This window comes from Pseudomonas sp. D4-21, from assembly GCF_051132125.1.
GTDB lineage: Bacteria > Pseudomonadota > Gammaproteobacteria > Pseudomonadales > Pseudomonadaceae > Aquipseudomonas.
Map to the genome: position 1 here is coordinate 5,021,258 of NZ_CP071664.1, position 13,759 is coordinate 5,035,016.

General features: G+C 53.3%; 8 protein-coding genes, 6 tRNA genes and 3 rRNA genes. 1 reads left to right on the top strand and 16 read right to left on the bottom strand.

The window, feature by feature from the left end; genetic code table 11:
- Window positions 1-65: 65 nt before the first annotated feature.
- The 16 genes from nusG to tyrS all read right to left on the bottom strand — a co-directional run bounded on the left by nusG (window position 66) and on the right by tyrS (window position 12,138).
- Window positions 66-599 (bottom strand): transcription termination/antitermination protein NusG, encoded by a 534-nt coding sequence (nusG, locus tag J3Q04_RS22705; protein WP_010443972.1) that lies wholly within the window; start codon window positions 597-599, stop codon window positions 66-68.
- A gap of 9 nt (window positions 600-608) precedes the next feature.
- Window positions 609-977, bottom strand: coding sequence for a preprotein translocase subunit SecE (gene secE / locus J3Q04_RS22710; RefSeq protein WP_024776457.1), 369 nt, complete (start codon window positions 975-977; stop codon window positions 609-611).
- A gap of 45 nt (window positions 978-1,022) precedes the next feature.
- Window positions 1,023-1,098 (bottom strand) — tRNA-Trp (locus J3Q04_RS22715).
- Window positions 1,099-1,151: 53 nt separating this feature from the next.
- Window positions 1,152-2,345: an elongation factor Tu gene (tuf, locus tag J3Q04_RS22720; RefSeq protein WP_339481469.1), complete on the bottom strand. Its 1,194-nt coding sequence runs from the start codon at window positions 2,343-2,345 to the stop codon at window positions 1,152-1,154.
- Between the two features lie 84 nt (window positions 2,346-2,429).
- Window positions 2,430-2,505, bottom strand: a tRNA-Thr gene (locus J3Q04_RS22725).
- Between the two features lie 26 nt (window positions 2,506-2,531).
- Window positions 2,532-2,605, bottom strand: a tRNA-Gly gene (locus tag J3Q04_RS22730).
- A 24-nt stretch (window positions 2,606-2,629) separates the two neighbouring features.
- Window positions 2,630-2,714 (bottom strand) — tRNA-Tyr (locus tag J3Q04_RS22735).
- Window positions 2,715-2,856: 142 nt separating this feature from the next.
- The gene (locus tag J3Q04_RS22740; RefSeq protein WP_434609249.1) at window positions 2,857-3,312 is read right to left on the bottom strand and encodes a hypothetical protein; all 456 of its coding nucleotides are present in this window, start codon (window positions 3,310-3,312) and stop codon (window positions 2,857-2,859) included.
- A gap of 7 nt (window positions 3,313-3,319) precedes the next feature.
- A complete protein-coding gene (locus J3Q04_RS22745; protein ID WP_434609247.1) occupies window positions 3,320-4,069 on the bottom strand; it encodes a pantothenate kinase in 750 nt (249 codons plus the stop codon).
- Complete coding sequence (gene birA, locus J3Q04_RS22750; protein ID WP_434562036.1) at window positions 4,059-5,015, bottom strand: bifunctional biotin--[acetyl-CoA-carboxylase] ligase/biotin operon repressor BirA; 957 nt, start codon at window positions 5,013-5,015, stop codon at window positions 4,059-4,061. The genes J3Q04_RS22745 and birA overlap by 11 nt, the downstream gene beginning before the upstream one ends.
- Window positions 5,016-5,149: 134 nt before the next feature.
- Window positions 5,150-5,265 (bottom strand): 5S ribosomal RNA (rrf, locus tag J3Q04_RS22755).
- A 154-nt stretch (window positions 5,266-5,419) separates the two neighbouring features.
- Window positions 5,420-8,311: ribosomal RNA gene (locus J3Q04_RS22760) — 23S ribosomal RNA — on the bottom strand.
- A gap of 241 nt (window positions 8,312-8,552) precedes the next feature.
- Window positions 8,553-8,628 (bottom strand) — tRNA-Ala (locus J3Q04_RS22765).
- Window positions 8,629-8,638: 10 nt separating this feature from the next.
- A tRNA-Ile gene (locus J3Q04_RS22770) sits at window positions 8,639-8,715 on the bottom strand.
- A gap of 123 nt (window positions 8,716-8,838) precedes the next feature.
- Window positions 8,839-10,377, bottom strand: a 16S ribosomal RNA gene (locus tag J3Q04_RS22775).
- Together the 16S, 23S and 5S rRNA genes with 2 tRNA genes alongside form the textbook arrangement of a ribosomal RNA operon.
- A gap of 561 nt (window positions 10,378-10,938) precedes the next feature.
- Window positions 10,939-12,138, bottom strand: a complete 1,200-nt coding sequence (tyrS, locus tag J3Q04_RS22780) for a tyrosine--tRNA ligase (protein WP_434609244.1) — start codon at window positions 12,136-12,138, stop codon at window positions 10,939-10,941.
- Between the two features lie 212 nt (window positions 12,139-12,350).
- Here tyrS and J3Q04_RS22785 point away from each other — a divergent pair, with 212 nt between their 5' ends.
- A complete protein-coding gene (locus tag J3Q04_RS22785; RefSeq protein ID WP_434609242.1) occupies window positions 12,351-13,757 on the top strand; it encodes a peptidoglycan DD-metalloendopeptidase family protein in 1,407 nt (468 codons plus the stop codon).
- The last annotated feature ends 2 nt before the right edge of the window (window positions 13,758-13,759 follow it).

Consider the following 13,759-nt stretch of genomic DNA (forward strand, 5'->3'; position numbering starts at 1 on the left):
CGCGTTTATCCCAGTGACGACAAAACCCCACAGCCTTCGGCTGCGGGGTTGGGATGCCTGTCCAATCAGACCTTTTCGACCTGACTGAACTCCAACTCTACCGGAGTAGAGCGACCGAAAATGAGCACCGCGACCTGAATCCGGCTCTTTTCGTAGTTAACCTCTTCAACCGTGCCATTGAAGTCAGCGAATGGACCGTCGGTGACGCGTACAACCTCACCTGGCTCAAACAATGTCTTCGGCTTCGGCTTGTCGCTACCATCAGCGACACGACGCAGAATCGCTTCCGCCTCTTTATCTGTGATCGGCGCCGGCTTGTCGGCGGTACCGCCAATAAAGCCCATCACCCGAGGGGTATCCTTGACCAAGTGCCAAGTCCCTTCGTTCATATCCATCTGTACCAGCACATAGCCTGGAAAGAACTTACGTTCACTTTTGCGCTTCTGGCCATTACGCATTTCAACCACTTCTTCAGTGGGAACCAGAATCTCGCCAAAGCCATCTTCCATGCCTGCCAGCTTCACACGCTCTATCAACGAGCGCATAACATGCTTCTCGTAACCCGAGTAAGCATGCACAACGTACCAACGCTTAGCCACGGGACACCCTTAGCCAACAATCAAGGAAACAAGCCAACCGAGCAGGGAATCGAGCCCCCACAGCAGCAACGCCATCACCAAAACAACAGCCACAACGATCAACGTGGTCTGCGTGGTTTCCTGGCGAGTCGGCCATACGACTTTACGAATCTCGGTGCGAGCTTCCTTAGCGAGTACAAAGAAAGACTTGCCCTTGGCTGTCTGCAGGCCTACAAAGGCAGCTACAGCAGCAATGGCAAGCAATGCAAGTACACGGTACAGGATCGGCGAAGCAGAAAAATACTGATTGCCAACAACGCCAACAACCACCAAAGCGACTACCACTAGCCACTTGAGCAGATCGAAGCGAGAGCCTTGAGCTTCAGCTTTAGGAGTCATCTATGAAGATCCTGTGAAAAGAAAGCCAGACACACCGAGTGAATCTGGCAGGTCAGGAGGGAATCGAACCCCCAACCTACGGTTTTGGAGACCGTCGCTCTGCCAATTGAGCTACTGACCTAAAACAAAATCAGGCCGACCATTATGCCGGCCCGAAAAAGACATTACAACTATTTACTCGATGACTTTGGCTACGACGCCGGCGCCGACGGTACGACCGCCTTCACGGATAGCGAAACGCAGGCCGTCTTCCATCGCGATGGTCTTGATCAGAGTGACAGTCATCTGAATGTTGTCACCTGGCATTACCATTTCAACGCCTTCTGGCAGCTCGCAGTTACCAGTCACGTCAGTTGTACGGAAGTAGAACTGTGGACGGTAGCCTTTGAAGAACGGAGTGTGACGACCGCCTTCTTCCTTGCTCAGAACGTAGACTTCTGCGGTGAACTTGGTGTGCGGCTTGACAGTGCCTGGCTTGACCAGAACCTGGCCACGCTCAACGTCGTCACGCTTGGTGCCGCGCAGCAGTACGCCGCAGTTCTCGCCAGCACGACCTTCGTCGAGCAGCTTGCGGAACATTTCAACGCCGGTGCAGGTAGTTTTCTGAGTGTCGCGCAGACCGACGATCTCAACTTCTTCCTGGATACGGACGATGCCACGCTCAACACGACCAGTCACAACAGTACCGCGACCGGAGATCGAGAATACGTCTTCGATTGGCATCAGGAACGGCTTGTCGATAGCACGCTCTGGCTCTGGGATGTAGCTGTCCAGAGTTTCCACCAGCTTCTTGACAGCAGTGGTGCCCATTTCGTTGTCGTCTTGGCCGTTCAGAGCCATCAGAGCCGAACCGATGATGATTGGAGTGTCATCACCTGGGAAGTCGTAAGTGCTCAGCAGGTCGCGCACTTCCATCTCAACCAGTTCCAGCAGCTCAGCGTCGTCAACCATGTCAGCCTTGTTCAGGAAGACAACGATGTACGGAACGCCTACCTGACGGGACAGCAGGATGTGCTCACGGGTTTGTGGCATCGGACCATCAGCGGCCGAGCAAACCAGGATCGCGCCGTCCATCTGGGCAGCACCGGTGATCATGTTTTTTACGTAGTCGGCGTGACCTGGGCAGTCAACGTGTGCGTAGTGACGCACGGACGAATCGTATTCAACGTGAGCGGTGTTGATGGTGATACCGCGAGCTTTCTCTTCCGGGGCGCTGTCGATCTTGTCGAAGTCAACCTTGGCCGAACCGAAAACTTCGGAGCAGACACGGGTCAGAGCAGCGGTCAGCGTAGTTTTACCGTGGTCGACGTGACCGATGGTACCAACGTTGACGTGCGGCTTATTACGTTCGAACTTTTCCTTAGCCATCGAAATCACCCCTAGGAGAAGAATTTAGCAAGTCACACGAGCCATTAAAACAAAGGCAGATATTTTCATATCTGCCTTGTAATATGGAGCTCTTGAGCGGATTTGAACCGCTGACCTCACCCTTACCAAGGGTGTGCTCTACCAACTGAGCTACAAGAGCAAAACATTTTGCACAACCTGCAAACTTGGAGCGGGTAGCGGGAATCGAACCCGCATCATCAGCTTGGAAGGCTGAGGTTCTACCACTAAACTATACCCGCGGAGCTTGCAGCTCACGCTAAAACTGGTGGAGGGGGAAGGATTCGAACCTTCGAAGTCGTAGACGTCAGATTTACAGTCTGATCCCTTTGGCCGCTCGGGAACCCCTCCTAAGCGAGCCGGCATTCTATATCATGCCAGCCTTCTGTCAAGCATTTTCTCATTAAAAACCTGAGGTTAGCTGCGTTGACATCGCTCCGCACTGATAACCGTTAAAGGTCTTCACTGCGAAGCGGGCGCCATTCTATGCAAACTACCCAGCAGGCGCAACCCCTTCGCATGGCATTATTTTATGTTTTAACTCATTGAATTCTTTAGAAAGGTTTTGAACCAACCCTTCATTAACCTTTCCTGCGCTTTCAGGAACAACCTGGACCCAAAATCCTCCGCCCTCAGGTGCATCTTCGGAGCTCAGCACAGATGTACGCCCCATCACGCCCAACGAAACCAATCGCTGCTCCAGCTGCCTGGCCAGCTCAGCACGAGCAAAACCGCCTAGATAATTACAATTCTTGCGCACCTCTCCGGACTTGCCGAAATCACGCCTGACAAGCGAATCCGCCGTTTCACTCAGAAGATGAATATCCTGCTGCGAGCCGCGATACAAGCTCAGTGGCGTTACATCCTTGGCCCGCAGCGGGGCCTCCTGCTGATGCCAGACATAGTAGAAGCCATTCAGAACCAGTAACAACAGAAACAGCCACCGCATAGAAACCTCAAGACAAAGGACAAGCCATCGCCAAGCCAACAAAAACCAGGTCAGGCGCAACCTTGGCTTGCGGTACAACCCCAACAACCAGACTGGCGTCCCCTCCCGTTAAAAACACCTCGAAATCCTGCCCCCAGTATTGCCGCGCCAATTCAAGCTGGGTCAGGACGAAACCCCTGAGCATCAGCATACAACCGCGCTCAACCGCCTCGACCGTCGCCCTTCCCGGAGCAAGAGTCTCGTGCGCTCGCTCGGCAGCAGTGTCATCGTAGCGAATTCGCCGAGTATGGGTACGCAACTGGTTGCGCATCAAAGGCATGCCCGGACAAATGAACCCCCCTAGATGCTCACCGTCCGCCGCGACGAAGTCGGCTGTAACGGCCGTGCCAAAATCGAGCACCAGGCAAGCGCCGGAAGCGAGATGGAAACCGCCAAGCAAGGCAAGCCAACGATCAAGACCTAACCGATCGTACTCTTCGTAACCATTTGTCACGCCTGCCATTTCTCGAGCCGGTACGGCACGTACCACGGACACCCCGAAGGTCTGTGTCAAGGAAGCGACCAACGAGTCAGTTTCCTCGGGCGTCCTGACGCTGACCAGACGGCATTTCTTTAGCTGAAACCTCTGGGCATCGCTCAGGCTGGCGAGCAGATCATCATCGGAACCGACCACACCACCTTCAACAGGCGTAACACCGTCGGAGCAAAGAACCCGCCATTTGATAAAACTGTTGCCGCAATCGAGCTCAAGAATCATCACGCAACCTCAAACTGAGCTCACCGCCGCTAAAGCTCTTTTCCACACCATCCACCTTCAAACGCAGCGCTCCCTGGTGGTCAATGCCCATCACTACGCCGTCAATCTGGTTCACACCCGCAATTAGCGAAACGGCACGGCCCTGCCATAAATGATAGTTTTCCCACTCCAGCTGGATCGCCGCAAACCCCGACGCATGATGCAACTCGAGGTACTGTTGAAGCTTCGCGCTCATATGGACCACAAGATCGTTACGATCAAATACACGGCCTGCCTCTAGGCTCATGGACGTCCACTGCTGATCAACCTCGTCAGTTGATTGCATATTCACGTTGACCCCGACACCCAGGACGACATGACAGACGTCCGCCGGATCACCCACTAATTCGAGCAAGATACCGGCAATTTTTTTGTTGCCCACCAACACATCGTTGGGCCATTTCAACCCAGCCTCAGCGATTCCAAAATCACGAAGCGCATGCATGACAGCGAGCCCAACGACGAGACTCAGCCCTTCGATTTGCCGCATACCGCCATCAATGCGCAAGACCAGACTGTAATAAAGATTGGCAGCGAACGGACTGACCCACTTACGGCCACGACGACCGCGCCCAGCGAGCTGCCGCTCAGCCAAGACCAAGAATGGCGCATCCACTCCGCGCTCTATGGAACGCAACGCTTCGGCATTAGTAGAGTCGATGGAGTCATGGATATAGACAGGCCACTCAAGGCCTTCTTTCGCGCAGATTTTCGCAGCATCCAAAAGTGACAGCGGCCTAGCCAACTGATACCCCTTGCCTCTAACTTTATGAACAGACAATCCCAACTCGGCCTCCAGATGCTGCAATTGCTTCCAGACAGCACTGCGACTGATGCCCAGCCCGGCACCTAGTGCCTGGCCTGAATGGAAACGACCATCCTTCAGAAGTTTTAACAACGTGAGCATACGAACCGCGCCTGATTACCGAGGCCAGCATGATAGCCATGCACAGGACTGTTGCATAGAAACTCGAAACGGCTTTACCAAGCGCAAAAACAAAACCCCTACCTGCATTAGCAGATAGGGGTTTCGGAATTCAATCTTGACGATGACCTACTCTCACATGGGGAAACCCCACACTACCATCGGCGATGCATCGTTTCACTTCTGAGTTCGGGATGGGATCAGGTGGTTCCAATGCTCTATGGTCGTCAAGAAATTCGGTAGCCAGCGCGTGCCTTGCGGTCACGTTCCAGCGAATGGGTATGTGATAGCGTGTTGCTTGTGAGCATCTCGAACTTTCGGTTCGTTTCGTCTTCACAACACCGCAATCTGGCCTCTTTCGAGTCTACAAATTGCTTGGGTGTTATATGGTCAAGCCTCACGGGCAATTAGTACAGGTTAGCTCAACGCCTCACAGCGCTTACACACCCTGCCTATCAACGTCGTAGTCTTCGACGGCCCTTCAGGGAGCTCAAGGCTCCAGTGAGATCTCATCTTGAGGCAAGTTTCCCGCTTAGATGCTTTCAGCGGTTATCTTTTCCGAACATAGCTACCCGGCAATGCCACTGGCGTGACAACCGGAACACCAGAGGTTCGTCCACTCCGGTCCTCTCGTACTAGGAGCAGCCCCTCTCAAATCTCAAACGTCCACGGCAGATAGGGACCGAACTGTCTCACGACGTTCTAAACCCAGCTCGCGTACCACTTTAAATGGCGAACAGCCATACCCTTGGGACCGGCTTCAGCCCCAGGATGTGATGAGCCGACATCGAGGTGCCAAACACCGCCGTCGATATGAACTCTTGGGCGGTATCAGCCTGTTATCCCCGGAGTACCTTTTATCCGTTGAGCGATGGCCCTTCCATACAGAACCACCGGATCACTAAGACCTACTTTCGTACCTGCTCGACGTGTCTGTCTCGCAGTCAAGCGCGCTTTTGCCTTTATACTCTACGACCGATTTCCGACCGGTCTGAGCGCACCTTCGTACTCCTCCGTTACTCTTTAGGAGGAGACCGCCCCAGTCAAACTACCCACCATACACTGTCCTCGATCCGGATAACGGACCTGAGTTAGAACCTCAAAGTTGCCAGGGTGGTATTTCAAGGATGGCTCCACGCAGACTGGCGTCCACGCTTCAAAGCCTCCCACCTATCCTACACAAGCAAATTCAAAGTCCAGTGCAAAGCTATAGTAAAGGTTCACGGGGTCTTTCCGTCTAGCCGCGGATACACTGCATCTTCACAGCGATTTCAATTTCACTGAGTCTCGGGTGGAGACAGCGCCGCCATCGTTACGCCATTCGTGCAGGTCGGAACTTACCCGACAAGGAATTTCGCTACCTTAGGACCGTTATAGTTACGGCCGCCGTTTACCGGGGCTTCGATCAAGAGCTTCGCGTTAGCTAACCCCATCAATTAACCTTCCGGCACCGGGCAGGCGTCACACCCTATACGTCCACTTTCGTGTTTGCAGAGTGCTGTGTTTTTAATAAACAGTCGCAGCGGCCTGGTATCTTCGACCGGCGTGGGCTTACGCAGCAAGTGCTTCACCCTCACCGGCGCACCTTCTCCCGAAGTTACGGTGCCATTTTGCCTAGTTCCTTCACCCGAGTTCTCTCAAGCGCCTTGGTATTCTCTACCCAACCACCTGTGTCGGTTTGGGGTACGGTTCCTGGTTACCTGAAGCTTAGAAGCTTTTCTTGGAAGCATGGCATCAACCACTTCGTCACCCAAAGGGTAACTCGTCATCAGCTCTCGGCCTTAAGATCCCGGATTTACCTAAGATCTCAGCCTACCACCTTAAACTTGGACAACCAACGCCAAGCTGGCCTAGCCTTCTCCGTCCCTCCATCGCAATAACCAGAAGTACAGGAATATTAACCTGTTTTCCATCGACTACGCTTTTCAGCCTCGCCTTAGGGACCGACTAACCCTGCGTCGATTAACGTTGCGCAGGAAACCTTGGTCTTTCGGCGTGGGTGTTTTTCACACCCATTGTCGTTACTCATGTCAGCATTCGCACTTCTGATACCTCCAGCAAGCTTCTCAACTCACCTTCACAGGCTTACAGAACGCTCCTCTACCGCATCACTTACGTGATACCCGTAGCTTCGGTGTATGGTTTGAGCCCCGTTACATCTTCCGCGCAGGCCGACTCGACTAGTGAGCTATTACGCTTTCTTTAAAGGGTGGCTGCTTCTAAGCCAACCTCCTAGCTGTCTAAGCCTTCCCACATCGTTTCCCACTTAACCATAACTTTGGGACCTTAGCTGACGGTCTGGGTTGTTTCCCTTTTCACGACGGACGTTAGCACCCGCCGTGTGTCTCCCATGCTCGGCACTTGTAGGTATTCGGAGTTTGCATCGGTTTGGTAAGTCGGGATGACCCCCTAGCCGAAACAGTGCTCTACCCCCTACAGTGATACATGAGGCGCTACCTAAATAGCTTTCGAGGAGAACCAGCTATCTCCGAGCTTGATTAGCCTTTCACTCCGATCCACAGGTCATCCGCTAACTTTTCAACGGTAGTCGGTTCGGTCCTCCAGTCAGTGTTACCTAACCTTCAACCTGCCCATGGATAGATCGCCCGGTTTCGGGTCTATTCCCAGCGACTAGACGCCCTATTAAGACTCGCTTTCGCTACGCCTCCCCTATTCGGTTAAGCTCGCCACTGAAAATAAGTCGCTGACCCATTATACAAAAGGTACGCAGTCACCCAACAAAGTGGGCTCCCACTGCTTGTACGCATACGGTTTCAGGATCTATTTCACTCCCCTCTCCGGGGTTCTTTTCGCCTTTCCCTCACGGTACTAGTTCACTATCGGTCAGTCAGTAGTATTTAGCCTTGGAGGATGGTCCCCCCATATTCAGACAAAGTTTCTCGTGCTCCGTCCTACTCGATTTCACTTCTAAGATCCTTTCGCGTACAGGGCTATCACCCACTATGGCCGCACTTTCCAGAGCGTTCCGCTAAAATCAAAGAAGCTTAAGGGCTAGTCCCCGTTCGCTCGCCACTACTAAGGGAATCTCGGTTGATTTCTTTTCCTCAGGGTACTTAGATGTTTCAGTTCCCCTGGTTCGCTTCTTGCACCTATGTATTCAGTACAAGATAACCATCTTATGATGGCTGGGTTCCCCCATTCAGACATCTCCGGATCACAGTCTGTTTGCCGACTCCCCGAAGCTTTTCGCAGGCTACCACGTCTTTCATCGCCTCTGACTGCCAAGGCATCCACCGTATGCGCTTCTTCACTTGACCAAATAACCCCAAGCAATCTGGTTATACTGTGAAGACGACATTCGCCGAAAATTCGATCTGGCTCTAAGAGCCACTCACAAATTTTACCTTAGCCTGATCCGTTACCAGTGAAAGTAACGTTCAGTCTATCTTTCTATCACATACCCAAATTTTTAAAGAACGATCTAATCAAAAGACTAGAAATCAACATTCATCATCCAGCGGATGGAATGCTCATTTCTAAGCTTTCAGAAGCAGTTTATGGTGGAGCCAAGCGGGATCGAACCGCTGACCTCCTGCGTGCAAGGCAGGCGCTCTCCCAGCTGAGCTATGGCCCCATAACAAAATTGGTGGGTCTGGGCAGATTCGAACTGCCGACCTCACCCTTATCAGGGGTGCGCTCTAACCAACTGAGCTACAGACCCAATTTCGAGCTTGTAACTGTTAGCTGTGAGCTATCAGCTTGGAGCTTAAAGCTGCTTCTATCGTCTTCTTCAATGAATCAAGCAATTCGTGTGGGAGCTCATGGAGCCGCTGCTGTCGTCGATTAAGGAGGTGATCCAGCCGCAGGTTCCCCTACGGCTACCTTGTTACGACTTCACCCCAGTCATGAATCACACCGTGGTAACCGTCCCCCCGAAGGTTAGACTAGCTACTTCTGGTGCAACCCACTCCCATGGTGTGACGGGCGGTGTGTACAAGGCCCGGGAACGTATTCACCGCGACATTCTGATTCGCGATTACTAGCGATTCCGACTTCACGCAGTCGAGTTGCAGACTGCGATCCGGACTACGATCGGTTTTGTGGGATTAGCTCCACCTCGCGGCTTGGCAACCCTCTGTACCGACCATTGTAGCACGTGTGTAGCCCAGGCCGTAAGGGCCATGATGACTTGACGTCATCCCCACCTTCCTCCGGTTTGTCACCGGCAGTCTCCTTAGAGTGCCCACCATAACGTGCTGGTAACTAAGGACAAGGGTTGCGCTCGTTACGGGACTTAACCCAACATCTCACGACACGAGCTGACGACAGCCATGCAGCACCTGTCTCAATGCTCCCGAAGGCACCAATCCATCTCTGGAAAGTTCATTGGATGTCAAGGCCTGGTAAGGTTCTTCGCGTTGCTTCGAATTAAACCACATGCTCCACCGCTTGTGCGGGCCCCCGTCAATTCATTTGAGTTTTAACCTTGCGGCCGTACTCCCCAGGCGGTCAACTTAATGCGTTAGCTGCGCCACTAAGAGCTCAAGGCTCCCAACGGCTAGTTGACATCGTTTACGGCGTGGACTACCAGGGTATCTAATCCTGTTTGCTCCCCACGCTTTCGCACCTCAGTGTCAGTATCAGTCCAGGTGGTCGCCTTCGCCACTGGTGTTCCTTCCTATATCTACGCATTTCACCGCTACACAGGAAATTCCACCACCCTCTACCATACTCTAGCTCGACAGTTTTGAATGCAGTTCCCAGGTTGAGCCCGGGGATTTCACATCCAACTTAACGAACCACCTACGCGCGCTTTACGCCCAGTAATTCCGATTAACGCTTGCACCCTCTGTATTACCGCGGCTGCTGGCACAGAGTTAGCCGGTGCTTATTCTGTCGGTAACGTCAAAACACTAACGTATTAGGTTAATGCCCTTCCTCCCAACTTAAAGTGCTTTACAATCCGAAGACCTTCTTCACACACGCGGCATGGCTGGATCAGGCTTTCGCCCATTGTCCAATATTCCCCACTGCTGCCTCCCGTAGGAGTCTGGACCGTGTCTCAGTTCCAGTGTGACTGATCATCCTCTCAGACCAGTTACGGATCGTCGCCTTGGTGAGCCATTACCTCACCAACTAGCTAATCCGACCTAGGCTCATCTGATAGCGCAAGGCCCGAAGGTCCCCTGCTTTCTCCCGTAGGACGTATGCGGTATTAGCGTCCGTTTCCGAGCGTTATCCCCCACTACCAGGCAGATTCCTAGGCATTACTCACCCGTCCGCCGCTCGCCACCAGGTACAAGTACCCGTGCTGCCGCTCGACTTGCATGTGTTAGGCCTGCCGCCAGCGTTCAATCTGAGCCATGATCAAACTCTTCAGTTCAAACATCTTTGGGTTTTGAGAAAACCCTAAACTTGGCTCAGCAATCGTTGGTTACATCTTTGATTTCTCGCGGAGTAACTTGTGATGCTGATAATCTGTTGACTAGCAGTCTGACTCCACAAGCACCCACACGAATTGCTTGATTCAGTTGTTAAAGAGCGGTGGGTTGAGCCTTTCGTCTCAACCGAGGCGCGCATTCTACAGCGCCCCGTGTATCTGTCAAGCGGTTATTTTAAGAAGTTTTCAAAGTTTCGCTTGGAAATCCTTAACAACTTCAACCACTTGCGCTTTCGATCTCTCGTTAGCGGGAGGCGAATTCTACAGCGTTACTCGCTGCTGTCAACACCTCTTTTTTACCGCTTTCGACCGAGAAGATCGAACCGTCGATAGCGCCCAACAAACCGGCCTACCCACTCCTTCCGTGCTTCGATGAACTGAAGCGAAGCACTTACCGAAACCTGGCTAACTCATTGAAACTCAAGGAGTTTTCCGTTTCGACTGCGCCGGAAGTGGGGCGAATTATAGACATCCAGAATTTGCCGTCAACCGTTATTTTCAGCTTTACGTAGATTTCAGCGTAATACGTGCGAAAGCCTTCTTGCCGGCCTGGCACACATGGGTAGAACCCAGCTTATATATGTAGGTGCGATCCACCACCTCACCATCTATACGCACACCTCCCGAACCCAGGAGGTCCCGCGCCATTGCGGCATTCTTGACCAAACCTGCCTTATTAAGCACCGCAGCGATCGGCATATCCTCAGCGGCGATCAACTCGACCTCAGGCAAATCATCCGGCAACTCACCATCTTTCATGCGATTACCTGCTGCACGATGAGCATTGGCCGCAGCCTCCTCACCATGGAAACGCGCAACGATTTCCTCGGCCAACTTGATCTTGATGTCACGCGGATTCGCCCCAGCCTCCACATCCGCACGGAACCCATTGATCTCGTCCATGGACCGGAAACTCAACAGCTCGAAATAACGCCACATCAGAACATCAGGAATAGAGACCAATTTGCCATACATGACGCCTGGCGCTTCCTGGATGCCGACGTAGTTGCCCAGGGACTTGGACATCTTCTTCACGCCATCGAGCCCTTCCAGCAAAGGCATGGTCAGGATGCACTGAGCCTCTTGGCCATAACCGCGCTGCAGCTCACGCCCCATCAGCAGATTGAACTTCTGGTCGGTTCCGCCAAGCTCAACGTCCGCGCGCAACGCGACCGAGTCGTAACCCTGTACGAGCGGGTAGAGAAACTCATGAATGGCGATTGGCTGGTTGGTTGTGTAGCGCTTGTCGAAATCATCACGCTCGAGCATGCGAGCGACAGTGTATTGGGAAGTCAGGCGAATGAAATCAGCCGGCCCCATCTGATCCATCCAAGTAGAGTTGAAAGCCACTTCAGTCTTGGCGGGGTCAAGAATCTTGAAAACCTGAGTCTTGTAGGTTTCCGCGTTGTCGAGAACCTGCTCACGGGTCAACGGTGGGCGTGTCGCGCTCTTCCCGCTCGGATCACCGATCATCCCGGTGAAGTCACCTATAAGAAAGATGACCTGGTGCCCAAGGTCCTGGAACTGGCGCAGCTTATTGATAAGCACGGTATGGCCAAGGTGCAGGTCAGGCGCCGTCGGATCGAAACCAGCCTTGATGCGCAGCGGCTGCCCGCGCTTGAGCTTTTCGATCAGCTCGGACTCGACCAACAGTTCTTCCGCACCACGTTTGATCAGCGCTAGCTGCTCTTCAACCGACTTCATAACAGACCCGTAAGGCTCAGATTCAAAGGGCCCCAACCATACAAGATCGCGCACCAAATACAAGGTTTGCCGGGCATGAGGAAGCCCATCCAACAGAACAGAAGGCTCGCGGGCTTGCTTCGCAGGGGTTTTGGTTATATTTTATACAGTTATTTCATCTTCATCATGTCATTCATCTTTTCCAATTCATTTTTTAAAAGTCAAAATTACTTATGACCTCAGAACCGTCTAAAGCGCCGCCGCTTTACCCGAAGACCCACCTGCTTGCTGCAAGTGGCATCGCAGCCCTCCTTAGCCTGGCGCTCCTGGTGTTTCCCTCCAGCGATGTTGAAGCCAAAAAGACGACTTTGAGTCTCGAACTGGAAAGCCCTGCTGAACAACTGACACAAGAACAAGACGCCGCCGAAGCCGTTCAGGCCACAAACGAACCGGCCGCCTCTCCTTTTGCGCAGATTGAAAACAGCCCGGAAGATACTGCCCAGGCTGCAGCACCTGTCGCAGAAGAACAGAAAGGACCGGACCATCGCGAAGTGATCGTTGCGAAAGGCGACACACTCTCTACCCTTTTTGAAAAGGTCGGCCTGCCCCCGACTGCCGTCCATGAAATCCTGGCCAGCGACAAGCAAGCCAAACAATTCGCCCAACTGCAACGCGGCCAGAAGCTGGAATTCGAACTCGATCCAGAAGGCCAACTGACCAACCTGCACACCAAGCTGAGCGATCTGGAAAGCATCACCCTGACCAAGAACGACAAGGGTTATGTGTTCAACCGCGTCACCGCCAAACCTACCGTTCGCTCAGCCTACGTTCATGGCGTCATCAGCAGTTCGTTGTCTCAGTCGGCAGCGCGCGCCGGCCTTTCCCATAGTCTGACCATGGACATGGCCAATGTGTTTGGCTACGACATCGACTTTGCCCAGGACATTCGCCGGGGTGACGAATTTGACGTCATCTATGAACAGAAGATGGTTAATGGGAAGAGCGTCGGCAACGGCCCGATTCTTTCCGCGCGCTTCACCAACCGTGGAAAAACCTACACCGCGGTGCGCTACACCAACAAACAAGGCAATAGCAGTTACTACACCGCCGACGGCAACAGCATGCGCAAGGCATTCATCCGCACACCGGTTGATTTCGCCCGCATCAGCTCGAAGTTTTCCGCCGGTCGCAAGCATCCGATCCTGAACAAGATCCGCGCCCACAAAGGTGTCGATTACGCCGCTCCTCGCGGTACGCCAATCAAGGCTGCCGGTGATGGCAAGGTACTGCTGGCCGGACGTCGCGGCGGGTATGGCAATACGGTGATCATCCAGCACGGCAATACCTATCGCACGCTGTATGGTCACATGCAGGGCTTTGCCAAAGGCGTGAAGACGGGCGGCACCGTCAAGCAAGGCCAAGTCATCGGCTATATTGGTACCACCGGCCTGTCCACCGGCCCGCACTTGCATTATGAGTTCCAGGTCAACGGCGTCCACGTCGACCCGCTTGGCCAGAAATTGCCGATGGCCGATCCGATTGCCAAGGCCGAGCGCACGCGCTTCCTGGCTCAGAGCCAACCCTTGATGGCTCGCATGGATCAAGAGAAAGCCACGATGCTAGCCTCGAGCAAGCGCTAAGT

Bases quoted from the DNA above. Each gene is read 5' to 3' on its own strand.
- secE (WP_024776457.1), bottom strand. From the start codon at position 977: ATGACTCCTAAAGCTGAAGCTCAAGGCTCTCGCTTCGATCTGCTCAAG.
- tuf (WP_339481469.1), bottom strand. From the start codon at position 2,345: ATGGCTAAGGAAAAGTTCGAACGTAATAAGCCGCACGTCAACGTTGGT.
- J3Q04_RS22740 (WP_434609249.1), bottom strand. From the start codon at position 3,312: ATGCGGTGGCTGTTTCTGTTGTTACTGGTTCTGAATGGCTTCTACTAT.
- J3Q04_RS22745 (WP_434609247.1), bottom strand. From the start codon at position 4,069: ATGATTCTTGAGCTCGATTGCGGCAACAGTTTTATCAAATGGCGGGTT.
- birA (WP_434562036.1), bottom strand. From the start codon at position 5,015: ATGCTCACGTTGTTAAAACTTCTGAAGGATGGTCGTTTCCATTCAGGC.
- tyrS (WP_434609244.1), bottom strand. From the start codon at position 12,138: ATGAAGTCGGTTGAAGAGCAGCTAGCGCTGATCAAACGTGGTGCGGAA.
- J3Q04_RS22785 (WP_434609242.1), top strand. From the start codon at position 12,351: ATGACCTCAGAACCGTCTAAAGCGCCGCCGCTTTACCCGAAGACCCAC.